Genomic DNA, 25333 nt, shown 5'->3' with positions numbered 1-25333 from the left:
ACCTACCTGATTTCATTTAATTCAAAACTTAAAACTCAACCCTCCTCCCTACCCATCCACTCCCCACCCATCCACCCATTTGCCATGACCGACAGCTTCAACCACGTCACCTGCCCCAAGTGCGGCTACGAAGAAAACTCCACCACGGCCCAGAAGTGTGAAATTTGCGGTCAACCTCTGAAAAAGAGCAAGTCTATCGCTCCTCTCATCGCGGGGGTTGGGGCGGCTATCTTTCTAGCGGCGCTGGGCTTTACGGGCTACAACGCCTTTGTGCGTAAGGATGCACCGCAATCTCCGACTGTGGTATCGACTACCCCTACAGATCCTGCCGCTGATGCCGACACGACATCTACCGCCGCTACACCGACGACCACCCCAGGCCAACCCACTGATGTTGCCAATGCTTTGAGCTGGGGCGATCGCATCCTCTTCACCGATACCTCTAATGCCGATATGCAAGCTGGGGCTGTCGCCTACGCCTCGGGCGACTATGCTACGGCTGCCGCACGCTTCGAGGCGGCCCGCCAGGCCATTCGCAACGACCCCGAGGCGCTGATCTATCTCAACAATGCCAAGCTCGGCTCTACCCCCGCTGTCGGCGTTGCCGCTGTCGTGCCCATTGGCGACAGCCCCAACACCGCCCGCGAGCTGCTGCGGGGAGTGGCCCAGGCCCAAGATGAGGCAATCAAGGCCGGCACCCCCGTGAAGGTGCTGATTGCCAACGATTACAACAATGCTGGTCAGGCTGCCGCGATCGCCAACGCTCTAGTCCAAGACCCCGATGTCATCGGCGTGATCGGCCACGGCACCAGCACTACCACCTTGGCCGCCGCACCCGTTTACCAGCAGGGGCAGCTGCCGATGATCTCTCCTACTAGCACCACCACAGAGCTGACCACGGTGCCCAGGGAGGGCGGCAATTTTGTGTTTCGGGTCATTCCTAGCGACCAGTTCACGGGCACTACCCTGGCCCGCCACATGCTCACCCTGGGCAAGAGCAAACCCATCGTCTACTACAATTCCCAAAGCTCCTACAGCAAGTCGCTGCAAGATGCGTTCTCCACCACCCTGGGTCTAGAAGGGGGGCAGGTGGCCAAACTAGTTGATCTGTCCCAGGGCAATCCAGCGGCGGAGTTGCAGGGCAGCGGGGCCGATGCCGTGGTGTTACTGCCCGACTCGGCCACCTTTGATGCGGTGATCGCCGTCGCCCAGGTCAACAATGGCCAGCTGCCGGTGCTAGCTGGCGACGCTTTCTACCGCATTGACGCTCTGGAAAAGGGCGGGGCCAGCCTGACGGGCACCGTGGTAACTGTGCCCTGGCATCCGCTAAAATCGGCCCCGCCTTTTGCCCAGGCTGCCTCTGGCCTCTGGGGCGGCGATGTCAACTGGCGCACCGCCCTCAGCTACGACGCATTTCAAGTGTTGAGTTCAGCCCGCACCGTAGGGAATGTGGCTCCCGACAGCGGTACCTCAGGGCGAGCTGCGATCGGTCAGGCGTTAACCACCCAAGGGTTCTCCGCTAATGGATCCACAGGGGCGATCAACTTTTTGCCATCGGGCGATCGCAATGCCACCGTCTTGCTGGTCGAGGTTAAACCCGGCAGTCGGTCTGGCACTGGTTTCGACTTCGTTCCCCTGCCGTAGGGAGTAGAGGTTAGATGAACTTGAGAAAACATCTACCCCTCAAGGCTGCTGCGCCGCGCCCGCATGCGCTCTTTCATGCCTTCTACAAAGTCGCCGCTAATCATGCCCTGCTCAATTTCGAGCTTGGCCTCTTCTTCTTCGCGATCGAGCGCCTTTTGCAGGTTGGCCACGTAGAACTCCATCTTGTGGTCATCCACCGCGTCGGGAGTGCCGGAGGTGAAAATGGCGTGAATCATGCCAAATAGCCGGTCGGGGAAGCGCTGGAGCATAAAGGACTGGCGGCGCAGGCCGCCAGAGTCATTAAAGTAGCGGAACTGGCCCATGTGGCCGTACACCCGCGTCGGCATCCAGGGAATAATCTGCGGCGGAATCATCGGCACGATGTCGTTGTTGTTGACGTAGCGGACGATGCGATCGCCCATCCGCGTATTCATGTAGTTGACTAGCTTCCAGTCGGCCACCCGGGGCTGGCCAAAGGTATAGAGTCCGCTGACCTCAAACCCCTGGGTTTCTAGAGAAATAGTGGCTACCGCCGCCAAGGCACCCCCGAGGCTGTGGCCGGTTACCCATAGCTTGGTTTTCGGAGTCCGCCACTTTTTCAAGTAATAAACCACCTGCTTTTCCACGCTTTGCCAGGCGTCTAAAAAACCTCGGTGGACGCGCCCGGTGGGGGGCACCGCCTCTTGATCGGCTAACACCGTGAATTCTTTCAGGCGAATCTTGAGGTTCGTCTTCCAATCGCTGAGCTGCTGGGTGCCCTTAAACACCAAAATCAGGTTGTTGTCCCGCCGAAATATAAATGCCTGAGTGTCGGTGAGCCGCATATCGAGGTATATGAAATTGTCGCGGATATCGCGGATGCTAGCTTTTTCGCCCTCCTGTAGCCAGGCTTTGATCACCTCAACTACATACCTGCGGGCGTTGAGCTGCTTCCATCGGTTGTCGATGTCGTCGCTGAGCCACAGCCGCGAAATGTCAGTGACATAGTCGCGGTCTTCGTAGACCAGGTGGGCGGCCTTGGCCAGGCACAAGGCACGGTAGGTGTCGTACTTGCCCTCTTCTATTTCAATGCCGCTAAAGTCATGGGTGCTGTAAGGGGGCGGCAAAATCTTAAAGCCAAAGCGCTCAAACAGCTTTTGTACTCGTCCGTAGCCGGCCCAGTAGATGTAGTGAAACAGCTTGTCGTAGAACCCAGAACCACCTTTGCGCCGGTAGCGGCGATCGCCAATCAAATTAATCCAGTAAATGATGAAAGGCTTGATCTCCTCGGCCGTCACCAGGCCCGACTCAATCATGGTTTCAAAGTACTCTAGGCCGCCGAGAAATGATTCAAACCAGTCGCGCAGGGTGATCTCAATGACAAACTCTTCGCTGTCGTACCGCTGCACCAGCTCCAAGGTTTTGGGGGTGATGGCCTTGTTCTGACTGGTCAGGCGCTTGATCTCATCAAGGCCATTGCGCATCTTGACCATCTGATCGTGCGATCGCAGCGCCCGCCGCAGCCGACAATCGGTGGCCTCAAAGCTAATTAGCCGACCATCTTTGGGGTGGTTGATGTAGAACGTGCGGTACTCTTCGTAGTCGAGAATATCCAACACATTCCTGACTGACTCGCGCTCGCGAAAGGCCTTCACTTCCTGGCGCGCCAGCTCCACCCGCTGCCAGCGGCGCTGCTGTTGATATATATGCAGCCAGGCCAGAGCAATAAACGCGCCGCCCGCTAGGCTCAGGCTAGCCAGCAAGAGGGCTGGGGAAATGCTCGTCACAATTCTCAAGGGTACTCGCAGCAAACGCCTCGGCAGACTTTGGGCAACGAGCACTGCTGGGGTTTGCAGCTTCACTTGGTTAGTCAGCGTCGCGGCTGCCGTCGGTACCCGGGCGATGGCGCTAGTAGATAGACTAAGCGAAACTCCAAAAGCGAGAAAAAATCGACGAATAGCCATAGTTACTACCGACCCATCCCACTGCTTGCCCCGATGCTACCGGAAAACACTCTAGGCAGCCTCTCAAACCCAAAACCGTCTATCCGGCCCCTAGCACTAGCCGATTCAGCAGCGCTGGATCGATCCAATACCAATAGGTCATGCCCAATAACAGTAGTAACGTTGCGCCTAACAGCCATAGGGGCCAGCGGGGTTGAGCACGGGGGGGGCGGCTCATGGCAACCTCGATCGCATCTTGCTAACTCTATCCTGGTCTAGAGCAGCCCCGAGGAAATTCTCTACACAATGGCGCGGCAATGGCACAGGCGCAGGTTGTTACAATTTTTAAGGGCTTTTGAAAATGAATTTTGCCCTAACGCTGACGTTATGAGGCTCAACCAACACCATGGCGATTAATTGCGCAGTAGATTGTAAAGATGGCTGTGTGCTGGGGAACGACTGCCCCAACCTGAAGTACACTGCCGAAGCGACAAAATTTATTTCTGACAACTCCCTTGATAAGATGCTTGAAATGGCCGACGAGGCTGTGCGGCGCAGAATGACGGAGCGTGCCTCACGGCCTCCTAAATGGATACTGCCGGAGGATTAGACGGGCTCTGGCAGACAGTTTGCGATCGCCTCGCGCTGGTCACAAGGTGGCCCTGTGCTATCGTGTGACAAGCAAGTTGTTAGTTGCATTACCGGCTTGGCTTAGCCTTAGTTGAGTACATCTCCTTGATAACTTTCTACTCCTTCTCTCTCTATTTGGAGATGTATCCATGTCGATTTACGTAGGGAATTTGGCCTTTACCGCCACCCAAGACCAGATTACCGAGGTCTTTGCTGAATACGGTGCTGTCAGCCGGGTTAGCCTGCCCACCGATCGTGAGACCGGTCGTCCTCGTGGTTTTGCCTTTGTCGAAATGGAAAGCGAAGCCGACGAAGACAAAGCCATCGAGGCCCTCGATGGTGCTGAGTGGATGGGGCGCGACCTAAAGGTGAACAAAGCTCGCCCCCGGGAGTCACGCGGTGGCGGTGGCGGTGGCGGTGGTGGCGGCGGCTGGAACAACAGCCGTCGTTAGACAACTAGGTCTGGCCAAGCCCCTTGGTCAGACCTCAGCCTTCGGGCTTTGAAGTAGGGTATCGCGCTCAGCGGTGCCCAGTGGTTTTAGGCTGACGCTACTAGAGCGCTGCTTTACCCGCGTTAGCAAATTTTTAGGAGAACTAATGGCCCAGGTTGTATTGGGAGAAGACGAAAACATTGAATCGGCCCTACGACGCTTTAAGCGCAAGGTTGCTCGGGCCGGCATTTTTTCGGATATGCGAAAAAATCGCCACTTCGAAACCCCGATTGAGAAGAAGAAGCGCAAAACCATCGCTCGCCAGAAACAGCGGCGTTGGGGTTCAAAGCGCTAAGCGCTCAACCCTCATTCAGAGTCTGTAGTCCAGTGATCAGCTGATGCAGGTGCTCGGGCTTATGGGTAGCCATAACCGTAATGCGCAGGCGGCTTGTGGGCACCGTGGGCGGGCGTACTGCCGCCACCCACAGCCCAGCTGACTGTAGGTATTGGCTGGCCGTCAAGATAGCTTCTGCTGACGAACCTTCCAGGCAAATAATGGGCGACGCCGAAGGCAATCGCCGCAGCTGCAGAGGAACTACTGCTGACTCTGTCAAGATTTGATCGATTTGTTGAATCAAGTGGTTCACCTGGTGCCAGAGTAGTTCGCGGCGCCAGGTTTCTTGCTGAATTATTTGCACTGCCGCCAGGGCCGCCGCTGTGTCCGCTGGCGATAGACCCGTGGTGTAAATCCACCCAGGGGCGCGGTTGCGGAGGAAATCAATAAGTACGGCAGACCCGGCTACGTAACCTCCTAGGCTGCCCAAAGCCTTGCTAAGGGTACCCACTGCGATTAAGGGGCGTTCGGTACATCCTAGGTGCTCTACAGCCCCAGAACCGCGTTCACCAAACACTCCCGTACCGTGGGCTTCATCCACTAGCACCATCGCGTCGTAGGCCTCTGCCAGATCAAGAATGGCCGCCAGCGGGCATAGGTCACCATCCATGCTGAACACACTGTCGGTGGTAATCAGGCAGCGGCGATGGCGATCGCGATGCAGCTTCAGCAATTCTTCCAGGTGGGCAACGTCACCATGGCGGTAGTCCATGGCAGTGGCACCGCTAACTTTGCCCCCCGACTTGAGGCTGGAGTGGTTGTACTCGTCGCCCAAAATTAGGTCTGGACTGCCAACCAAAGCCGCGATCGCTCCCATGTTAGCCAGATAGCCCGAGCTAAAGACAATCGCATCTTCAGTACCCTTGAGAGCGGCGATCGCCCGCTCCAGCTCCCCATGCAGCTCCCGGTGGCCGCTGAGCAACCGGGAGCCGGTGCTGCCGGTGCCGTAGGTCTGGATGGCGGCGATCGCCGCCGCCGCCAGCCGAGGATCACTGGCTAGCCCCAGATAGTCATTGCTGGCAAAATTGACTAAAGTTTGCCCCTGCCGCTGTACTACGGCTCCGGTCATACCCTCGACAGCCGCTACTGTCCGATAGCGGTGGGCGCGGTGCAGGGCTGCCAAAGATTTACCCAGCCAAGCATAGGGGTTGATGCCCATAGTTATGGTGTCGCTCAAGTTGATCCTGAGAGGTGCCTTGGGAGCGCTTAATCTGGCACTGTCCACTGCGGGTTCCAGACAACTTCCCAAAGGTGGCCGTCTGGGTCTTGAAAATATCCTGCGTAACCACCCCAAAATGACTCTTGGGGTGGCTTGATGATGGTTGCACCGGCAGTGACGGCTTGCTCCATAACAGCATCAACTTCTGCTCTAGAGACCACGTTGTGCCCTAACGTGAGTTCTGTCGAACTAGGCGCGCCCCGCATCAGCCCCGTATCATGGGCAATGCTCTCGCGGGGCCAGAGGGCAAGTCTTAGATCTGACTGAAGATCAATGAAGACAACGGCTCCGTACTCAAACTCCTGACCCACAATCCCTGCTGTTGAAAGGCCTAGGCCGTCTCGGTAGAAGTGCAGCGATCGCTCCAAATCATCCACGCCGAGGGTGATGACAGTGACACGGGGTTGCATAGAAGTCTCGATGAGCTAACCCCCGGTTACTGACCTGACAGCGCTTTCTGAGTTTCTTCTGAAGTCAGCTTCAGCACAATCACTCCCAGAGGTGGCAAGGTTAAATCCAGCGAGTAGGGACGATTGTGGAAAGACCAGTCCTCAGACCATTTACCGCCCAGATTGCCCATATTGCTGCCGCCAAAGTCACGGGCATCGCTGTTAAATAGCTCTTTGTAGTAGCCCTGCTCGGGCACGCCCACCCGGTAGTGGCTGTGGGGTTGTGGTGTAAAGTTGCACACCACAACCACGAATTCGTCACTACCCTTATCGCGGCGAATAAAGGCCACCACACTGTGGCGAGTGTCGCTACAGTCAATCCACTCAAAGCCAGCCTGGTCAAAGTCTTGAGTGAATAGAGCCGGTTCACTGCGATAAAACTCGTTGAGCTTACCCATAAAGTGCTTAAGGCTGGCGTGGGCCTGATGCTCAAGCAGGTGCCACTCCAAGTCGCCCCAGACATTCCACTCGCTCCACTGGCCAAATTCCATGCTCATAAACAGGGTTTTCTTGCCCGGATGCATGAACATGTAGGCATAAAGGCAGCGCAGGTTGGCAAACTTTTGCCACTCATCTCCCGGCATTTTGCCCAGCATGTTGCTCTTGCCGTGCACTACCTCGTCGTGGGACAGCGCCAGCATGAAGTTTTCAGTGAAGGCGTACCAAATGCTGAAGGTGACGTTGTTCTGGTGGAACTGGCGGAACCATGGATCCATGTTGAAGTAGTCCAACATGTCGTGCATCCAGCCCATGTTCCACTTCAGGTTGAAGCCTAGGCCACCGACGTAAGTAGGCCAGGAAACCATCGGCCAAGCAGTCGATTCTTCTGCGATCGAGAGCACTCCAGGAAAGTAGGTAAACAGCACATGGTTTACCTGGCGGAGAAAGTCTGCCGCCTCAATATGCTCGCAACCGCCGTAGTCGTTGGCTACCCACTCCCCATCTTTGCGGAAGTAGTTGAGGTAGAGCATTGAGGCCACTGCATCAACCCGGATTCCATCAATATGGTACTTTTCAAACCAAAAGATGGCGTTGGCCACCAAGAAGTTGCGCACCTCATTGCGGCCATAGTTAAACACCAGGGTGCCCCACTCCTTGTGCTCGCCCTTGCGGGGATCCGCATGCTCATAGAGGTGGGTGCCGTCAAAAAATGCTAGACCGTGGCCATCCTTGGGAAAGTGGCCCGGCACCCAATCGACAATCACCCCAATGCCGTTAGCGTGGCACTGGTCAACAAAATACATAAAGTCTTCGGGAGTGCCGTAGCGGGAGGTGACGGCATAGTAGCCGGTCACTTGGTAACCCCAGGAGCCATCGAAGGGGTGCTCAGCCACGGGCAGCAGCTCAATGTGCGTAAACCCCAGCTCTTTGATGTAAGGAATCAGCCGATCTGCTAGCTCTCGATAGGTGAGAAACCGGGCTCCAGGCTTGAGCTCAGCTACCGTAACGACCGGTTCTGGGCTGCCGTCAGGGCGCAGGGCAGGGCTAGCCGATGACTCATGCAGCCAGGAACCAACATGCAACTCATAGATCGAAACCGGCTGGGTCAAGGGCTCGGTCTGGCGACGCTTTTCCATCCAGTCGGCATCTTGCCAGGTGTAGCTGTCTAGATCGGCGACGATGGAGGCGGTTTTGGGCCGAATTTCCTGCTGAAAACCGTAGGGATCAGATTTTTCGTAGATGTGGCCGTCGTAGTTTTTAATTTCGTATTTATAGTGAGTACCGACGTCTAACCCAGGAATAAACAAATCCCAAATGCCGTTGGAGAGGCGGCGCATTTGGTGTTTGCGACCATCCCAATAGTTGAAATCGCCCAATACCGATGCGTTGCGAGCATTGGGGGCCCACACGGCAAAATACACACCAGTGACGCCTTCGACTTCGGTGAAGTGCGCACCTAGCTTTTCGTAAATGCGGTGGTGGTTGCCTTCACTAAAGAGGTGGATGTCGAAATCAGTGATGGCACGGGTCTTAAAGGCATAGGGGTCATAGATGACGTGGATGTGGTCACCGATGACGTATTTAAGCTGATAGTTAGCCAGATCTTGAACCTGCAACACACATTCAAAGAAGTGGGGGTTATGGTTAGACTCCATAGGCACTTCTTTGTGCTCTTCTGGCAGCACCACCCAAGCTTTTTCAGCCTGAGGTAAATAGGCCCTTACAGCCCAAACGGTTTGACCGTCTTGCTGCACCATGTGCGGCCCCAAAATCTCAAAGGGGTCATGGTGCTGGTTCCAGACAATCCGGTCAATCTGCTCAGCGTCAACGGTTGCAGGCATGTTATTAAAGGTCCACAGGGGGATATAACGGTCTGTGTAAATTTACTATCTGCGGAATAGAGTAACAAAACTTAGCGATTTCCACAGGGGAATTTTCGCGGGTTCTGGCTTATTTGGCCCCTATCGCAAGAAAGGGAGAACGGGCTTGAGGAGACGTCTCAGCCGTAAAAGTTGGATCAGGTCAGCGATCTCAGGGTTCACAACGGGCTCAGTGTTGGGGTCGCGCAGGTGCTCTTGCAGGGTAGCGTAGTCTGCTGCAGAGATCGGCTCTCCATTGAGGGGCGATCGCGCTTCCGTAATTACCTCTGTGCGCAAAATTTCTTCAGGAATGTCATCGGGAGGCGGCAGTGCTAGGGCACAATCTCCTAGGAGAGCCAACGTTCCTAGACAAGTTAATACGCGATACAGACGGGGCATAGGCAAGCTGAGTAGCATGGCTCCAGTATTACCATAGCCTGCTGAGACACCGCTAATGGTTCCGTAGCTAGGTCGGCCTTGTGTTAGGCTGCATGGCAGATTTGTGTGTTCGTTGTTTCCCCAAGGGAGGTTGCATGGGTTTTCTACGGTTGTTTCCTGTGGGAGTAGTAGCGCCTGTGGTCTTGGTGGGGCTGCTGGCTGGCCCAGCAACGCTGGTTGCCCGCGCCGATACTGTGCTAGAAGAGGCGGGCACAATTTATCCGGCAGAGTCTACCTATACCTTCGAAGGCACAGCCGGACAGGTGATGACGATCACCCTAGCTAGTGAGGACTTTGACCCAGTGCTGTCGTTAATGGGGCCTGGGGAGGCCGAAATTGCCTCTAACGACGATTTTGGCGGCACGCTAAACTCAACCATCATCATCGAGCTGCCTGAAGATGGTACCTACACTGTGGTGGCCCGGTCGTTTTCTGGGCAGGGTGGCGACTATGACCTGGTTGTGCGCACCTCTACCGAGTTTGAGGTGACCTATGCGGAGGCCGAGGCTCTGGCTCTGGCCGAAGACTACCCTGCTGCTATTGCTGCCTACACTGAGGCGATCGCTATTGACCCAGAGCAGTCGTCAGCCTACCTAGGGCGGGCCCAGGCCACTCTAGGGCAGGTGTATGTGGAGCAAGGCGACTCAGTAGAAGGGCCAGACGATATCCCGTTAGAGGCGAGAGAGTTAGTGATTGCTGATTTTGAGCAGGCCGCTACCCTCTTTGAAGCAAATGGGTCTGAAGACTGGGCCGCTTCTCTGCGAGAGCAGGCAGAGGTGCTACGCAATGCCAAGAGCCCACAATAGGTAAAAGGTAAAACTCTTCAGCAACTTTTCCGGACGGAGTCTCGTCTTAGGTGAAAAGGTGAATGGTAGATGCACCCTGAAAAGTCCCACTGGCTATGGCCATGGGATTTTTTTTGTCTATGCCCTTGTTTTGGCATGGCTCCTGACCACGCACCTACCAAGCTTGGACAAAAAAAGGGATGCCAGCCGTAGCTCACATCCCCGATGATGTTCTAGAAATATAACCAGAAGGCTATTGAATCTGGTTACGACGGCACTTTGCGGTAAGGCACAGCGGTGGCGATGTTGATTTCGCCGGTCGATACGCGAGCTGGTGCGGCACCAGTGGCCCCAATGCTGCGGGCCATGCCCAAGAAAGCCTGAGGGTTGCCAGCGGTAACCTTCTTCTCTTGGGGAACGTAGCGCTTGACCTGCGACTGCCACACAATCTGAGGGAAGCCCAGCTGATTGCGGTGGTAGGCGTCGTAGCGGGGGTTCTTGATGTGGATGGGACGCTCGCCTTCGGGGCGACCGGGCAGCACCCGGCGCTTTTGGTAAGGCACCGTGTTGTCGCCAAAGCTGGTGAGGTACTCTTCACTGTCGAGCAGCTCATCGACTAGGCCTTGAATGCCCTTGTTGGCCACTACAATAGACCAGGCAATTTTTTCGCGATCGCTGTACACGTCGCGGCCCAGAATTTTCTGGACGCAGTGCTCAACGAACTTGTAGTTGCTGTTCTTCTCGTAGAAGCTGCTGTAGAAGGTCTGCGACAGCGCCAGGCCACGAATAAAGTCACGCACGGTGATTTGGCCGTTGCGCAACTGCGACTCCAGAAGGGTCTGGCGATCGCACTTAAAGGCGTGGAAGAACATCTGCCGATAGGCTGCCGTAATCAACGCATCCATGTCGGTGGCGTCGTACAGGTCATCGGTGGAGAAAATTCTGGGCTGTTCGTCGCCGCCGATTTCGTAAGCCGCAACGCGCTGATTTTGACTGGACGGGGAATAGTTTAGTAACGGAAGAGACACGTTTGAATCTCCAGAATCTTAGGAAAATTTACAAACTTTAAGGATGATCATACGGGAATGGCTGCCGCGAACCTGAGCAACCTGAGTAAATCAACATAGTCCTTAACATTCCGCAGGTGTGGGCACTGTAGCGGTTGCTGTGGCTAAGGATGGGTCATGCGGCGGGGAACCATCAGCTGGTCAAACTCCGCTTCTGAGACATAGCCGAGGGCCAGCGCGGCCTGCTTCAGAGTGAGGTCGTGCTCAAAGGCGTGGTGGGCAATCTGGGAAGCTTTGTCGTAACCAATAGCTGGGCTCAGGGCGGTGACCAGCATCAGCGACTGCTGCACGTACTGGTCGATCTTTTTGAGGTTAGGGGTCATGCCAGCGACCAAAAACTCGGTGAAGTTGTGGCAGCTATCGGCCATCAGTCGTACCGATTGCAGCAGATTAAAGATCATCATCGGCTTATAGACATTCATCTCCAGAGAGCCACTGGCTCCGGCAAAGGCCACCGCTGCGTCGTAGCCCATGACCTGCACCGCTACCATGGCTAGGGCCTCGCACTGGGTTGGGTTCACCTTGCCCGGCATGATCGATGACCCCGGCTCGTTTTCTGGCAGCTGCAACTCTGCGAAGCCGGCCCTGGGGCCACAACTCAGCAGGCGAATGTCGTTGGCGATTTTGTAGAGCGATACCGCTAGGGTTTTGAGCACGCCGCTGGCCATTACCACGGCATCGTGGGCACCCATGACGGTGAACTTGTTGGGGGCACTGACGAAGGGCAATCCAGTGATGGCAGCAATGTGCTCGGCAGCCAATTCCGCAAAGCCCGGCCCAGCGTTGATGCCGGTGCCGACCGCCGTGCCCCCCAGAGCCAGCTCATACAACCCTGGCAAGCAGCCCTCAAGGCGTTTCAAGTTGTCGTTGAGCATGCCGACATAGCCAGAAAACTCTTGGCCCAAGGTGAGAGGTACGGCATCTTGCATGTGGGTGCGACCAATCTTGACGATGTCGGCCCAGGCTTGGGCTTTTTCATCCAAGGCATCCCTCAAGCGAGTGACGGCGGGGCGCAGGGTGTGGACGATGGCCTGGGCGGCGGCGATGTGCATGGCTGTGGGAAACACGTCGTTAGATGACTGAGACATATTGACGTGGTCGTTGGGGTGAATGGGTGTTTTGCTGCCCATCTCGCCACCCGCCAGCTCGATCGCCCGGTTGGCGATTACCTCATTGACATTCATGTTGCACTGGGTGCCGCTGCCGGTCATCCACACGTGCAGCGGAAAGTGGTCGTCGAGGGTGCCGTCGATCACCTCATCTGCGGCCTGCACAATTAAATCGGCTTTCTCCCCAGGCAGTTTGAAGCCAGCATTGCTCAGTGCTGAGGCTTTTTTGGTAATGGCGATCGCATGCACCACCTCCAGCGGCATTTTGTCTTGGCCAATGGAAAAATAGCGAATTGACCGCTGGGTTTGGGCTCCCCAGTAGCGATCGCTCGGCACAGCGATCGCCCCCATGCTGTCAGTTTCCTGGCGGGTGTGTGGTGTCGGTTCGGCCATTGACGGTATTTCCCAGCGCGCTATTCTCCGATTCAACCATAGGGTCAAGCCCTTGAGTGCCTTTTAACAGAAAAGCTCCGACGACATGGGTAAGTCGCCGGAACACTGTGGGCAATTTTTAGACGTTTAGACTAGCTGGCCTAACCCTGCTTTTTGCGGGCTAGCCCGGCAGCGCTTAGGCCCACCAGCACTAGGGCAGCGGTAGACGCTGGTTCTGGCACAGTAGTGTTGGGTTCTTCGGGGGTGAGGCCTTGGGCGACGAAGAACGAGGCGTGGGACAGGTCTTTTTGGTCAAAGGTGGCCCAGGTGCCGCTGTTGAAGCTGGTGCTGCTGTCGAAATAGTAAGCTGTGTAGGCGTTACCGGCCTTGAGACTAATTACAAAGGGGTTGGTTACGGTCTCGGCTAGGCTCCAGGTGCCGCTGCCTTTGCCGGTTTGTACCCAGCTAAATCCGTAGTCATTGGGGCCAGAGGAGTTGCGACCACCCTCGTATTTACCGTCGAACACCCAGTCACCCAGGGTGCTGTCGAGGAAGGCGGTGAGTTCGGCGCTGATGCTGCTGGTGACATCGTTGCCCGAAACTGGATTTAAACACTGGCTGTAGCTTAGCGAAGACCCACCGGCCAGAGGGTTGCTGGTTACTGAGCCGCTGGCGCAGGCGAGGGGAGCCGTCGGCTGACTGGTTTGGCCACCCCTGCTACCACCCTTACTGTTGCCACCTTTGGCAAGTGCATCAGGGGCCATTGATCCCAGTAAGCCGGTTAGCACGAGGGCTGAACTCAGAATCGTGAATGTTTTCATGCAGGGCAAATCCTCCTTAAGTAGGCACTGTAGGCAGTAGCCATAGACGACAGGGGGCGTTTGCGTCTGATGGTCTCTCCGAGACAGATATAAATTTTTGGTGTACTTCTTTACTTAAACACCCTCCGTAATGAAATGTGTAGGTCAAATTACGGAGCTTAGAGGCAGTTTACAAAGACTTTATGGTGAACCTAGCGGCGTCTCTGTTTGCTGACCATTTTGCGAGAGAGCCGCAGGTTGATAGCTTCGCGGTCGGCCCAATCTTGCAGCACGCGCAGAAAAATATGTTTGTCTTGGCCTTGAAGTACGGCGGTTTGGTCGGCGGTTTCAATGCTGTAGGGGTAGCCGCCGCCGATAATCACCTCGCCCCTTACCCAGTTGAGGTATTGAGTGATATGACCGCTTTCCCACATCCAGCGGGGCATTTCGAGCCGCACGGGGTGACCGTCGCGGGTGGTTTTGAGATAGGTAAAAGCAATTTGATCGCCGTAGTCGCCGTACTGATCTAGAACGCCGCTGCGATCGCACTGGAAAACCGCGCTACGATCGCCCCACTCCATCAGCCGCGCCAGCAGTTGGGCGTCGTGAATGCCCTCGGTGGCCTCTAGCCCATAGACGTGGTGCAGCATCGTGGTCAGGTCGCGGGCATAGGAGGTATCCACATAGCCCACCAGGGGTACGCGGCGGCGATCGCTGGCCTCTAACAGCGAGAGAATAGACTGCACGTAGGCAGTTTGGCTCTCCTGATCAAAGGCTTCGGCAAAGGTGACCACTAGGGCACCGTCAAAAAATACCAGGGTGCGCTCTGGGTCTTGGCAGGCGTTGATATATTCCACCAGCCGCGCCACTTCCATTTGAAAGCGGCGAATGTTGACTCGGCGTTCTACAGGCTGGGCAGGGTTTGGCCCCAGCTCGGAGGGGGTCATGAGGTCGACCCGCACATCTTTTTTGTAGGGGCGGGTGGCGCTGTGGGGGTTCTCAAACCAGCCAATTTGCAGCAGCGCAATCGGGATAGAAATATCTTTTCCAGGGGAGATTTGGGAGCCATCTACCGCGAAGGTGGTGATGTCTTCTAGCACGGTCTGCACCCACTGAGCGCTCTGTTCGCGGTTCGTCCAGCGATCGCTCACCGGGCCAGATTCTGTAAAGAAGAACGGCAAGATGCCCTTTTCGGCGGCGATCGCCTCTAGGGGGCAGGCTCCCACTGGCCCGGATAGCTTGTCTAACTGAGCAAGCTGCCTGGTGTGGGGTAGGGCGGCAAACTCAAGCCACGCTCGGTTGTAGGCATGCATCAGCTCAAACTTAGCTCGACTGAAGGCGCTAAAGGCATCTCGCTTTTGGTCGAGCAGGGCTTTAATTTGGCTGGAACTCACTGGCATAACCCATCCATCGCTGAGAACACCTGTATTAATGGCTGATTCTAGCGGGTTTGCCGTGGCTTTGTCACGAAGGGCTCTTGAGTGGTGGCGATCGCTGGATTATAAATACCTGCCTGCAATTGATGTTAGGGTGCGCTGATCTTGTCTGCTACTTGCGATCGAGCGGGCGCAGTGGAGCCAGAACTGTTGGTCCTCAAAGTTCAGTATTCTTCACAATGCTGGCCTCAAAGTTCAGTATTCCTCACCATGTCTGGAGCCATGCTCCCTGGGCAGTGTAGAGATAGAGCAAACAATCTCAAAACACCATGGCCCTCAAGCTTTATCTGTTGACATCGTTGGTGGTTTTTTTTCTGGCCATTGGCCCGTTCTTAAGTGACCCGTCAAACCCCAAGAGCCGCCTGAGCAGCTGGGCGTTTTTGGGGTTGGCCGTGGTTCTGAGCCCTATTACTCTGCCCAACATGCTGATGAGGCGGATGGGCAAACTGCGCCCATCCGCCTCTATGCGCATGTCGTCGTTTAGAGCCTGAAAGGGTGCTTTCGCTTCAGGCGCCAGAAACAAACCCGGTGCTAGTGGTGATGACCGTGATCATGGCTGTGACCATGCTCATGCCCAGGTAGATGGTGGTCGTGACTGTGACCGTGGTGACTGTGCACCGCTGCTGCCTGAGATGCCGCTAGAGAAGGGTTGATCGCTAGGGCATCTTCCTCCAGCAGGTCGGCGATGTGCTTATCGGCCCAGGTGGCCGCCATGGCCAGGAAGTCGGGGCGATCGTTGACGCAGGGCATCTGCACATAGGTAACATCGGGGCGCTTGCGGCGCAAACCTTCGATAATGTGCTCGACATCCAGCAGGGTCTCGTGGTTTTCGGTGGCGAAGCCGATGGGCATAAACACCAGGGCGGTGGCTCCCAGATCGATTAGATTGCGGGCTGCCAAATCAGCGTTGGGCTGAGTCCACTTGATCAGCGGGGTGTCGTGGTTAAGCCAGCCTACCGAAATCAATGGGTACTTAGTAGATCAAGCGATCGCGCACTTTGTCGTAGAGCTTTTGGCTCTCGTCAATGCCTGAGGTAAAGCCCTTGGCCTCGTGGGGACAGCCGTGGTTCATCAGCACAATGCCGGTTTGGGAGGGCAGGTGGGCCACGGCTAGGTGGTCTTTAATTTTTTCTTCGACCATGGTTGCCAGCAGGTCGATGTAGTCAGGGGCATCGAAGAATGAGGGGATATAACGCGTTCCCTTGACCCAGTGCTCGGTGCCGTCAGAAAGCTTGACCAGCGCATCGTTCACCTGTTCGATCGCAATGCCGCTGGTGAAGATAGAATCGACCACCAGCAGAGGATAGATGAGGAGTTTGTCATAACCCTCTTGCTTGACCTGCTCCAGCACTTGGTCGGGCAAGAAGGGCTTACAAAAGTTAAAGGCTTTGAATACCTTGACGCGATCGCCCCAGCGTTCCTGTAGATTAGCCTCAATACCGGCCCGCTGGGCCTCAAAAATAGCATTGTGGGGAGAGATAAAGTTGCCGTGCTGGTGGCTCCACTCGTGGAGATCGAAGGCGGCCAGTACCTTGGCCAGCGGTGGGTAAACCCAGGTGGGCACCGGGGCAAACTTAGCAGTCAGCAAATTTAGGGCTTGCTCATTGTAGTTAGCAAAGTCGTCATAGCTCTCAACTTCGCCATAACCCATGAGCAATACGGCAACCTTGCCGCTGCCGCTAGGGGAAGTAGAGCGTTCAAACGATTGGATAACGTCGGGGGTTGCAACCATGCGATGGCCCTCTCGGAGATGTCTTTCTCCCATAGGCTAACATCCCCGATAGGGGGATGTTGTTAATAAAACCCGCAGCTTGGTTGAGAAAGGATAGAGGAACGGAAAGGCTAGAACATGTCACAGCGGAGCGATCGAACAACTCCTGATAGCGGCTGTGGCCCTGCCCAGCGGGCAAACTACTCCCTCGGCAAACCTGCCTAGCCCCACACTACTGGAGGCAGGGAGCGATCGCTACCTGCTGGTACCAGAACCACCGCTGCCTGACACCCTCACCCTCGCAGACGAACGCCCAACAACGTCCCCCTAAGCCCAGAGAACTGCTGCGCTAGGGTTTCCTCAAGGGCTAAGGCATTGCCTGCGGCACGAAAGCGCACTCTGAATCCCGGATAGTACCGTCGGGCATGATGGTTTGGCAGAACTTAGCACCAGTTAAGTTGGCCTTAGTCAGGTTGGCCCCGGTCAAATTGGTGTAGCGCAGGTTGGCCCAATAGAGGTTAGCGTGGGTTAAGTCGGCTTTGGTAAAGTTAGCCCCTTCTAAGTTGGCATGGCTAAGGTCGGCGTGGTCAAGACAACAGTCGCGCAGGTCAGCATTAATCAGAGTGGCGCGGTGGCAGTGAACCCTGCGGAGGTCGGCTTCGCGCAGTACGGCGTTGGCCAAAGATGCACCGCGCAAATCGGCCTGAGCCAGGGTAATTTGATAGCCATCAATGTGGGTCAGGTCAGCCTGGTATAGGTTGGCCCGCGTGAGGTTAGTGCGGCGCAGGTCAGCATTGGCCAGGTGGGCTGCTGCCATATTTAGCCCCTGCAAATTTAGCCCGTGCAGGTCGCGGGCACCCGACTGATAGTAACGATTGACCAGTTCTCTCAGGGTAGCTGGGGTCATTGCTGTAATGCCCTCATAAATGACGGTTTAAAAAAGTGCAAAAAACAATGGGGGTGGTCGTCAGACCTACCCCCATTGTCGCGCTGCGATCGCGCTAGCGCACCAAGCATTACAAGAATGCTACATTCTCCAGGTAAGCCTAGATGGCCCCAACACCTTTGCCGCGCTCATCGGACTCGGTGGTTACCTTACCTTTTTCTTCGTTTTGATTAATTTCGCGCAGTTCAGCCACACGCCGGGCTTTTTCGGCCTCTGCTTCTTCGCGTAGGTCACCGGGCTCATTGATGTACATTTCAGGCTCGATGGGGTAGTTATTGGCGAGGCCTTCTTTGTCTACAGTTTGCCCACCGTGGATATCGGTAGGACTGTCGGACTCATCGCGTGGGTTCTTAAAGTTGCTACCCTCGCGTTCTTTGCGGGCAGCGGTTTCCGCTGGAATAATATGCGGATCGTAATTGTCGCTTTCGGCTCTAGGGTTAGACATCAAAACCTCCGGTGAGAATATAATTAAGCGATTTAATTGGGGTAGATTTCTCAGTTGCTTACCCATCGCTAATGCAACTTTAGAGCGATACCTCCCCCACTTGTATCTACCAGGAGACTGAGGCTGCCGCTATGACCTCTGAAGGAGGAACCTCGCCATATTTTTTGATGGCGAAGGTAAAATAATTCTGCTGTCGCTATACAGAAAAATAGCCGAAGCTTGATTCGAAAAAGGACACCTTAATGATACTAGAAGTTGCTATTTTAACGATTAAATCGGATGCTCAAGTCGAGTTTGAGCATGCCTTTCAGAAGGCTTCTAATATCCTTGTTGCTATGCCGGGCTATATTTCCCACGAATTGCAGCGCTGTATTGAAACCAAAAACCAGTATGTGCTGCTAGTGCGTTGGCAGACTTTGGAAGACCACACCCTAGGGTTTCGGCAATCGCCAGAGTATCAAACCTGGCGTGCTCTGCTGCACCATTTCTACGAGCCTTTTCCTACGGTTGAACACTATGAAACCGTATTCAGCCATGAAAATCTTCCCCAAGCTTGAGACCCCAAGGCTGTGGCTGCGCCAGGCGACCGACGCCGACGCTGATGCTATTTTTTCGCTCTTTTCAGATTTCAGAGTGACTCAGTTCCACGACCTCGATACCTTCACTCAGCTCCAAGAAGCTAGGGCGGTTGTTGAACGCCGCCGAGTAGGATTTGAAACCGATCGCGGTATCCGCTGGGCGATCGCCCTCAAGCCTAGCAATTCTCTCATTGGCTCCTGCGGATTTACCTGGGATAGAGCATCAAATCGGGCCGAGGTGGGCTATGAACTGGCTAGCCAGTACTGGCGACAAGGCATAATGACTGAAGCCTTAAGCGCCATCCTCACCTACGGCTTTGAGGTAAAGGGTTTAGATAACATTGTTGCGGAAGTGATGCTGAAAAATATTGCCTCTAAACAGCTATTAAAAAAACTGGGATTTCAAAGCCAGGGCGTGCTCAAAAACCACGGTTTTTGGAAGGGAAGACATCACGATTTAGAACAGTTTTTGTTGTTCAGACCGCAGACCTAGACGGTTAGCCTTTTTCAGCTCAAGCCATCCTAAAAGTGCTCTACATTGGGCAGGGTCACGGCCGCTATGCTGTGGGCCGCTTCGCCGCAGGTGCGTGGGGAGGGTAATAGCTTAGTGGGGTTGGCCAACATCTCGGGGTCGAGAGCTTGGCGTACCCAACCCATTGTCTCTAAATCCGTTGGCGAAAACATGTCGGGCATGTAGCAACGCTTGTCGGCGCCAATGCCGTGTTCGCCTGAGATGCTGCCACCTACGCGCACGCACAGCTTGAGAATGTCGCCGCCCAGGTCTTCTACCTGCTCTAGCTGGCCGGGGATGGCATTGTCATAGAGAATCAGCGGGTGTAGGTTGCCGTCCCCTGCGTGAAAAACGTTGGCCACTCGATAGCCGTGCTTGTCGCCCAAGGCCTCAATTTCCTTCAGCACGTAGGGCAGCTGGGTGCGGGGGATGACGCCATCCTGCACGTAGTAATCGGGACTGAGCTTGCCCATGGCGGCAAAAGCGGCTTTACGGCCCTTCCACAGTCGTAGGCGTTCTTCAGCATCGGTGGCGATGGTGATAGTCCGAGCCCCGTTTTGGCGGCAGAGATCGGCGATGCGATCGCCCGTAGCCGTCACCTCCGTCGGCAATCCATCGATCTCAATCAGCAAGATCGCCGCCGCATCGCGGGGGTAGCAGTTGGTGGCCACCACGTCTTCCACCGCGTTGAGGCTAAAGTTATCCATCATCTCCATCCCAGCAGGGATAATACCCACACTGGTGATCGCTGACACGGCTGCCCCTGCTGCCTCCACCGAGGTGAAGTCAGCCAGCAATACCTGGATTGACTGGGGCGCTTTGAGAATGCGCAGGGTAATTTCGGTAGCAATGCCCAGAGTGCCTTCAGAGCCCACGAATAGCCCACATAGATCGTAGCCAGGGGTTTCGGCTACCTCGCCGCCTAGGGTGACAATGTCACCCGTGGGCAGCACCACCTTAAGCCCCAGCACGTGGTTAGTGGTTACCCCATACTTGAGACAGTGCACCCCGCCCGAGTTTTCGGCCACGTTGCCCCCCACCGAGCACACCGACTGGCTAGAGGGGTCAGGGGCGTAATAAAAGCCCGCTCCGCTCACCGCTTGAGTGACCCAGTTGTTGATCACCCCTGGCTGCACTACTACTCGCTGGTTATCCAAATCCACCGAGAGGATTTGGTTCATGGTGGCGGTAACGATGAGCACCGAGTCTTCGATGGGCAATGCCCCGCCTGAGAGGCCAGTGCCCGCCCCCCGCGCCACGAAAGGCACTTGAAATCGATCGCAAATCTTAACCGCCGCTGCCACCTGCTCTGTGGTTTTGGGCAACACCACCACGGCGGGTCGCTGGCGATAGCTCGTCAGCCCGTCGCACTCGTAGACCAAGATTTCTTCTTTGCGGCGCACGACGCGATCGCCCCCCAGCGCAACGCTAAAGGCGTCGATGATCGGTGCCCAGTCAATGCGCGATCGCTCCGCTACGGTCATGACCCACCCTGCTCAAGTTGTCTGTGATCCTAACCTGAACTGCCGTCGCTAAGCAGTGCGATCGTTCTCAGTTAAGGGCGCGACCCTGCCAGCGATGCGATCGATGAACTTGCCCTTCATTCAACTGGCGGTTGCTGGCCCCTAGATTTCGGGTTCCTCGACTATTCTTCGACGAATCATATTCTCGCCTTTGAGCATGCGCTTAGCCGCATCCAGCAGCATTTCCTCTAAGTAGGGCTTGGTAAAGTAGCCCTTAGCTCCTAAATCAACGGCCATCTGCCGGTGACGATCGGCCCCTCGGGAGGTCAGCATAGCGGTGGGAACCTGGCTCAGCGTGTCATCTTTCTGCATCCGCGAGAGCAGCTCTAGACCATCCATGCGGGGCATTTCGATGTCGCAGAAGACTAGGTCGCAGGGCAGGCCAGAACGCAGTTTTTCCCAGGCTTCCTGTCCGTCGCGGGCCTGTTCGACCCGGTAGCCGATCTTGTTGAAGCTCATCGACAGCAGCTCACGCACCGTAATCGAGTCGTCCACAATCAGCACTGTTGGATCGGTCTGAGCAACGGTCTCAACGGGTTCTTCATCCACCGTCTGCGTCCACAGGGAGGTTGAAGCATCGCGGCGCAGGCGACCGCTGGCCAAATCAATCAGCTCCAGCACGTCGGCGATGGGCATGACGCGCCCATCACCTAGCACCGTGGCACCAGCAATGCCGATGGGCTTGGGTACCGGTCCTTCCAGCTGTTTGATCACAATCTCCTGTTCGCCAATCACCTGGTCAACCTGGAGGGCGATAAAGGTGCTGGCGCTGCGCAACACCACCATAGAGACCACATCTTCATCCTGGGGGCCGCCGTAGACCCGGCCCCGACCCAGACTGCGGTTAAAGCGCAGCAGATCACTGAGGGGACGGAAGGGCAGCAGCGTATCGCGCCAGAGAATGCAGGCGTGGCCCTGGGCATCGGTTTGAATGCGCTCCCTGGGCACGTCGAACATATCCTCAACCCCGTCCATGGGGAAGGCGATGCGGGCCTGGTTGTTGACGCAGCTCAGGGCCTTAGTAATGCTCAGGGTAAGCGGCAGGCGGATAGTAAAGCTGGTGCCTTTACCCACTTCAGACTCGACGGTGATCGAACCGCGAATGTCGGATAGGGCGGTGCGCACCACGTCCATGCCCACGCCGCGTCCCGAAAAGTCATCGGCCTGATCGCGGGTGCTAAAGCCCGGCAAAAACAGCAGGTCGTAGACCTCGATCTCGGTCATGGTTTGGGCTTCAGCGGGGGTAATTAATCCCTGTTTGAGAGCCTTGGCCTTGACCACCGCTGGATTAATGCCGCCGCCGTTGTCGGCGATGTAAATGACCGTTTGGTTGCCCTGATAGAAGGCCCGTACAGTAATGGTGCCTTCTCGGCCCTTGCCCGTAGCTAGGCGCTCTTCAGGCGACTCAATGCCGTGGGTAATGGCGTTGTTGACCAGGTGGGTCATGGGATCGTAGAGGCGCTCCAGAATCATTTTGTCGATCAAAGTGTCGCGCCCTTCTACCACCAGCTGGGCCTCTTTGCCGCACCTCAGAGAAATATCGCGCACGGCGCGAGGTAGGCGATCCGCGGTTTGACCGAAGGGCACCATGCGCGCCTTGTTCAGACCCTCTTGTAGCTGGGTAGTCACCTGGCGGAACTGGCGAGCAATCTGGTCGGTGGAGTCAATGGTGAACTCAATGTCTGACGAGGCCTCCCGCACTCGCACAATCAGCTCGATCATCTCTTGAGAGAGGGTATGGAAGCCGGTGAAGCGGTCCATTTCGAGGGCATCAAAGGTGGCCCCAGTGGCGTGACCGCCGCCTCGGTCAGAGGAAGAAACCCCCAGAGCAAAGGCCTGGCGGTTGGCAATCAGCGAGCTTTCCAATAGCGATCGCTCGTACAGATCGCGCATGCGCTGCCCGACATCGTTGAGCTGTGAGACTTGGTGCAGCAGGTTATCGAGAAACTGCCTCAGGCGTTCCTGGTCTTGCTCCAGGGAGTTGCGGTTAACCACCAGTTCCCCCACCAGGTTGCTGAGGTTGTCGAGGTGACCCACCGAAACGCGCATGGTCTGGTCGGTGGTGTTGGTTGCTCGGCGGGGCGATCGCCTCGCTGCCTGCATCGACGTGGCCCGCCGAACCCCTAGGCTAGGGGCTGACCCGCCAAGCTGGTCGGCTTCTTCCAACAGCTTCTCAAGATCGTCAAATTCGTCATCGCAGCTGTCTAAGCTGGCGCTGGCGGTTGGTAGCCCGTTGTCTAGCTGTCCTAGATCCGCTGTATCGGTAACGGGGAAATCTTCCCCCAGCAGGGCTTCTAGGTCATCAAAGCTGTCGTTATCTCCACCATAGTCATCGAAGCTTTGGCTAGCGGGTGTAGGGGTAGTCTCGGCGTAACCATTGCCATTGTAGGTATCTCCCCCAAACATATCGAAGGCCTCGTCGGGTAGCCTTAGACCGTCGTTGAAAGAGCTATCTGAGCCAGTAAACAGGTCGGCCTCAAGGACGGGGTCATCAAGCAGGCTTTCTAAATCGGCAAAGCTTGCTTCCTCTGGCGATGCCTTGGACCAGCCGCCATCAATCTCAAAAGAGGCGGCGGTCAGCTCGGTTCCATCGCCATCATCGGTGGGAATGTCAAAACTGGCGTCGGCCTCGGTTGCAGCCAGATTCTCCTCCTCGGTGGCTTCCTCAGGGGTGTCATCAAAGGCGAGGTCAAACGCACTATCTGTGAGCTTCAGCTCCCCAAATGGGTCATCTAGGAAGGCATCGGCTTCCCCAAAAAGATTCGCAGCGGCGGCAGAGGCTGCGTCTGCACTAGGGACTTGGTTGTCTGTAGTGAGCAGATGCGATGATCCACCACTAAACAGCCCATTGTTATCACCACTAGAGCCGTCGCTGCTTGAGCTATCTAAGTCAAGCTCTAAGTGCAGCTCAGGCATGGTGTGGGCATCGTCATCGTCGATGAAATCGTCATCGTGGAGCGAATCAAAGAAGCTGTCAACCTCATTGCTGTTGGCACTGGTCGCACCGGCCTCAGCAGATTCGCCCATATCAAAGAAATCATCCAGCGGCGCATCGGCCATTTCCCCTGCCACAAGGCTGGATCCATCGTCGAGAAAATCTGCCAGGGGGTCTATGGCAGTTTCTGATGCGGCTGTAAGCTCTGGTGCTGCATCTTCGGTGAGCAATTCGGTCAGAGAATTAACAGAGCCTGTGCTTAAATTGGGCTCGTTCCCCGCTGCGGGCTCGACTTCTGCCCCTGCGTCGAGGTCGTATCCAAACAAGCTGGCCATGTCGTCAATGGCGAGGTTTTCCGCGGTGCCAGGGTCGGCAGCGGCTGCTTCGGTCGCAAACAAGTCGGCAAACTCAGAGCTGTCGCTATCGGCGGTAGCGTCATCGTCTAGGTCTAAATCCTCTAGGGAGACCTCTGCCAAATCCTCTTCCCAAATGTCGGTCAGACTTTCGGGGGCACCCTCAAACAGGTCGGCCAGACTGTTGAGTTCTGCTTCCCCTACCTCCGGACCCACGCTGCCAGCCATGTCCTGGGGCATAGCGGGTTCGGCGGGCCGCGATGTGTCAAACTGGCCAAAGACCGACTCTAAACCGGTTTCGGTCACATTGTCGGTGCTGTCTAGGGCCAGGTCTTCGAGCCAGTTTTCGGTGTTGGCTAGGGCCAGATCATCGGTGTTGACTTCTTCCGCAGCAGCAAACAAATCGGCCAAGTCAGGCCCATCGGCATTGTCGTTAAGAGCTTCGGCCAGTAAGGCATCGAGAGTAGAGTCGTCGCTAACCAACTCGGGCACAGCCTGAACGGGGAGCAGGTCTTGCAGCGTTCTGGAGGCAGCTACTTGGTCGAGGCCTCCGGCTAGCACCTGGTCTTGGGCCTGCTTGAGGTCTTTGATCACCACTGGTGCCAGGCTGCGGTAGGTCTGGTCAGGGTTGGCGATCGCCCGCTCAACCACCTGGGTCAGACTGCACCACTGAGCCAGCTCAAACTGTTCGCCTACGCTGTGCATGCGCTGGCAGAGCCGACTGAGTGCCTGGCGAGAAGTGCTGTTGTCAGGCTGCTTAAAGGTAGCCAGCATATCTCGCAACAGCGCTGGGACATCGCTGCGAAACACAAGCTGGAGGGCGCTGGTCTCGGGATGAGGGGCGGCCGCTACCACGGTGGGGCGCGGCGGTGCTGCGGCTGGGACAGCCGCTGGGGCTGCGGCTATCAACGAGTCGATATGCGCTTCAGCCTTCACAAAAATGGGCTCCAGAGGAGCCATGATTTCCTGGGCTTGGTCGTTGGTCAGGCCAAAGGGACTTTGCAGCTGCTCTAGCTGCTCTTGCAGCCCATCGAAAATTTGCAGCAGCATGGTTTCCAGGTCACGATCGGGACGCATCGGCGACTCTTTCATGACCTTAAAGAAGTCTTCCATGCGATGACTGGTGCGCTGAATGCTGTTTAGCCCCAGCATGGCCGCCCCGCCTTTCACCGAGTGGGCCGCCCGAAACACCTCATTCATCATCTCCGAGTCGTTGAGGGTGTCCGCCAGGTTCAGCAAACCCTGCTCAATGGTGTTGAGATGATCCTTGGCTTCTTCGATGAAGTACCCCAAGATGCGTTTTTGATCTTCAGGCGACATGTTAATTCCCCTCTG

The 25333-nt window shown here is 56.1% G+C and carries 22 protein-coding genes and 1 pseudogene; 8 read left to right on the top strand and 15 right to left on the bottom strand.

The features are described 5' to 3' along the window. Nucleotides 1–84 precede the first annotated feature (84 nt). Entirely contained in the window at nucleotides 85–1644 is a 1560-nt protein-coding gene (locus tag H6F57_RS14495) for an ABC transporter substrate-binding protein (RefSeq protein ID WP_190627212.1), read from the top strand. Nucleotides 1645–1676: 32 nt separating this feature from the next. Here the strand turns inward: H6F57_RS14495 and H6F57_RS14490 are convergent, their stop codons facing one another. Together H6F57_RS14490 and H6F57_RS14485 are read right to left on the bottom strand one after the other, a co-directional pair. Next, complete coding sequence (locus H6F57_RS14490) at nucleotides 1677–3587, bottom strand: lipase family protein (RefSeq protein ID WP_190627210.1); 1911 nt, start codon at nucleotides 3585–3587, stop codon at nucleotides 1677–1679. Nucleotides 3588–3666: 79 nt separating this feature from the next. Continuing rightward, entirely contained in the window at nucleotides 3667–3804 is a 138-nt protein-coding gene (locus H6F57_RS14485) for a hypothetical protein (RefSeq protein ID WP_190627208.1), read from the bottom strand. Between the two features lie 541 nt (nucleotides 3805–4345). Here H6F57_RS14485 and H6F57_RS14480 point away from each other — a divergent pair. Beyond that, complete coding sequence (locus H6F57_RS14480; RefSeq protein ID WP_190627206.1) at nucleotides 4346–4648, top strand: RNA-binding protein; 303 nt, start codon at nucleotides 4346–4348, stop codon at nucleotides 4646–4648. Nucleotides 4649–4793: 145 nt separating this feature from the next. Beyond that, nucleotides 4794–4982 (top strand): 30S ribosomal protein S21, encoded by a 189-nt coding sequence (rpsU, locus tag H6F57_RS14475; protein ID WP_073608157.1) that lies wholly within the window; start codon nucleotides 4794–4796, stop codon nucleotides 4980–4982. A 4-nt stretch (nucleotides 4983–4986) separates the two neighbouring features. On the opposite strand, the gene bioF is transcribed toward rpsU, so the two are convergent. From bioF to H6F57_RS14455, 4 genes are all read right to left on the bottom strand, one after another. Beyond that, complete coding sequence (bioF, locus tag H6F57_RS14470) at nucleotides 4987–6180, bottom strand: 8-amino-7-oxononanoate synthase (RefSeq protein WP_190627204.1); 1194 nt, start codon at nucleotides 6178–6180, stop codon at nucleotides 4987–4989. Between the two features lie 47 nt (nucleotides 6181–6227). Continuing rightward, complete coding sequence (locus tag H6F57_RS14465) at nucleotides 6228–6650, bottom strand: VOC family protein (protein WP_190627202.1); 423 nt, start codon at nucleotides 6648–6650, stop codon at nucleotides 6228–6230. 26 nt (nucleotides 6651–6676) lie between these two features. After that, nucleotides 6677–8971 carry a 1,4-alpha-glucan branching enzyme gene (gene glgB, locus H6F57_RS14460; RefSeq protein ID WP_190627200.1) on the bottom strand — a complete coding sequence of 765 codons (2295 nt, stop codon included), beginning with the start codon at nucleotides 8969–8971 and terminating at the stop codon, nucleotides 6677–6679. Between the two features lie 120 nt (nucleotides 8972–9091). After that, nucleotides 9092–9388, bottom strand: a complete 297-nt coding sequence (locus tag H6F57_RS14455; RefSeq protein WP_190627198.1) for a hypothetical protein — start codon at nucleotides 9386–9388, stop codon at nucleotides 9092–9094. A gap of 134 nt (nucleotides 9389–9522) precedes the next feature. Here H6F57_RS14455 and H6F57_RS14450 point away from each other — a divergent pair, with 134 nt between their 5' ends. Beyond that, entirely contained in the window at nucleotides 9523–10233 is a 711-nt protein-coding gene (locus H6F57_RS14450; RefSeq protein WP_190627196.1) for a pre-peptidase C-terminal domain-containing protein, read from the top strand. A 245-nt stretch (nucleotides 10234–10478) separates the two neighbouring features. Here the strand turns inward: H6F57_RS14450 and H6F57_RS14445 are convergent, their stop codons facing one another. The 4 genes from H6F57_RS14445 to H6F57_RS14430 form a co-directional block, all read right to left on the bottom strand. Continuing rightward, on the bottom strand, nucleotides 10479–11240 hold the full coding sequence (locus H6F57_RS14445) for a phycobilisome rod-core linker polypeptide (RefSeq protein WP_190627194.1): 762 nt from the start codon (nucleotides 11238–11240) through the stop codon (nucleotides 10479–10481). A 143-nt stretch (nucleotides 11241–11383) separates the two neighbouring features. Next, entirely contained in the window at nucleotides 11384–12781 is a 1398-nt protein-coding gene (gene fumC / locus H6F57_RS14440; protein WP_190627192.1) for a class II fumarate hydratase, read from the bottom strand. A gap of 140 nt (nucleotides 12782–12921) precedes the next feature. Further along, entirely contained in the window at nucleotides 12922–13581 is a 660-nt protein-coding gene (locus H6F57_RS14435; protein ID WP_190627190.1) for a PEP-CTERM sorting domain-containing protein, read from the bottom strand. A 191-nt stretch (nucleotides 13582–13772) separates the two neighbouring features. Further along, nucleotides 13773–14960, bottom strand: a complete 1188-nt coding sequence (locus H6F57_RS14430; RefSeq protein ID WP_190627188.1) for a DNA double-strand break repair nuclease NurA — start codon at nucleotides 14958–14960, stop codon at nucleotides 13773–13775. A gap of 305 nt (nucleotides 14961–15265) precedes the next feature. Between H6F57_RS14430 and H6F57_RS14425 the strand changes: the two genes are divergently transcribed. Beyond that, a complete protein-coding gene (locus H6F57_RS14425) occupies nucleotides 15266–15487 on the top strand; it encodes a hypothetical protein (protein WP_190627186.1) in 222 nt (73 codons plus the stop codon). A 40-nt stretch (nucleotides 15488–15527) separates the two neighbouring features. Here the strand turns inward: H6F57_RS14425 and H6F57_RS28385 are convergent. Next, a pseudogene (locus H6F57_RS28385) lies at nucleotides 15528–16728 on the bottom strand (ferrochelatase). Between the two features lie 157 nt (nucleotides 16729–16885). Here H6F57_RS28385 and H6F57_RS14415 point away from each other — a divergent pair. Then, nucleotides 16886–17038: a hypothetical protein gene (locus H6F57_RS14415; protein WP_190627184.1), complete on the top strand. Its 153-nt coding sequence runs from the start codon at nucleotides 16886–16888 to the stop codon at nucleotides 17036–17038. 36 nt (nucleotides 17039–17074) lie between these two features. Here H6F57_RS14415 and H6F57_RS14410 read toward each other — a convergent pair whose 3' ends face one another. Next, nucleotides 17075–17614 (bottom strand): pentapeptide repeat-containing protein, encoded by a 540-nt coding sequence (locus H6F57_RS14410; RefSeq protein ID WP_190627182.1) that lies wholly within the window; start codon nucleotides 17612–17614, stop codon nucleotides 17075–17077. Between the two features lie 139 nt (nucleotides 17615–17753). Further along, nucleotides 17754–18098, bottom strand: a complete 345-nt coding sequence (locus H6F57_RS14405) for a hypothetical protein (protein WP_190627180.1) — start codon at nucleotides 18096–18098, stop codon at nucleotides 17754–17756. A 242-nt stretch (nucleotides 18099–18340) separates the two neighbouring features. Between H6F57_RS14405 and H6F57_RS14400 the strand changes: the two genes are divergently transcribed. Beyond that, nucleotides 18341–18655, top strand: coding sequence for an antibiotic biosynthesis monooxygenase (locus tag H6F57_RS14400; protein ID WP_190627178.1), 315 nt, complete (start codon nucleotides 18341–18343; stop codon nucleotides 18653–18655). Next, nucleotides 18615–19169, top strand: a complete 555-nt coding sequence (locus H6F57_RS14395; RefSeq protein ID WP_199289711.1) for a GNAT family N-acetyltransferase — start codon at nucleotides 18615–18617, stop codon at nucleotides 19167–19169. The genes H6F57_RS14400 and H6F57_RS14395 overlap by 41 nt, the downstream gene beginning before the upstream one ends. Before the next feature lie 29 nt (nucleotides 19170–19198). Here H6F57_RS14395 and glcD read toward each other — a convergent pair whose 3' ends face one another. Both glcD and H6F57_RS14385 read right to left on the bottom strand, forming a co-directional pair. Beyond that, on the bottom strand, nucleotides 19199–20671 hold the full coding sequence (glcD, locus tag H6F57_RS14390) for a glycolate oxidase subunit GlcD (RefSeq protein ID WP_190627176.1): 1473 nt from the start codon (nucleotides 20669–20671) through the stop codon (nucleotides 19199–19201). Nucleotides 20672–20812: 141 nt separating this feature from the next. Beyond that, nucleotides 20813–25318, bottom strand: a complete 4506-nt coding sequence (locus H6F57_RS14385) for a response regulator (RefSeq protein ID WP_190627174.1) — start codon at nucleotides 25316–25318, stop codon at nucleotides 20813–20815. Nucleotides 25319–25333: the final 15 nt, after the last annotated feature.

Source organism: Leptolyngbya sp. FACHB-60 (assembly GCF_014695775.1).
Classification (GTDB): domain Bacteria; phylum Cyanobacteriota; class Cyanobacteriia; order Phormidesmidales; family Phormidesmidaceae; genus Nodosilinea.
This window is presented reverse-complemented; position numbering and strand designations above follow the sequence as displayed.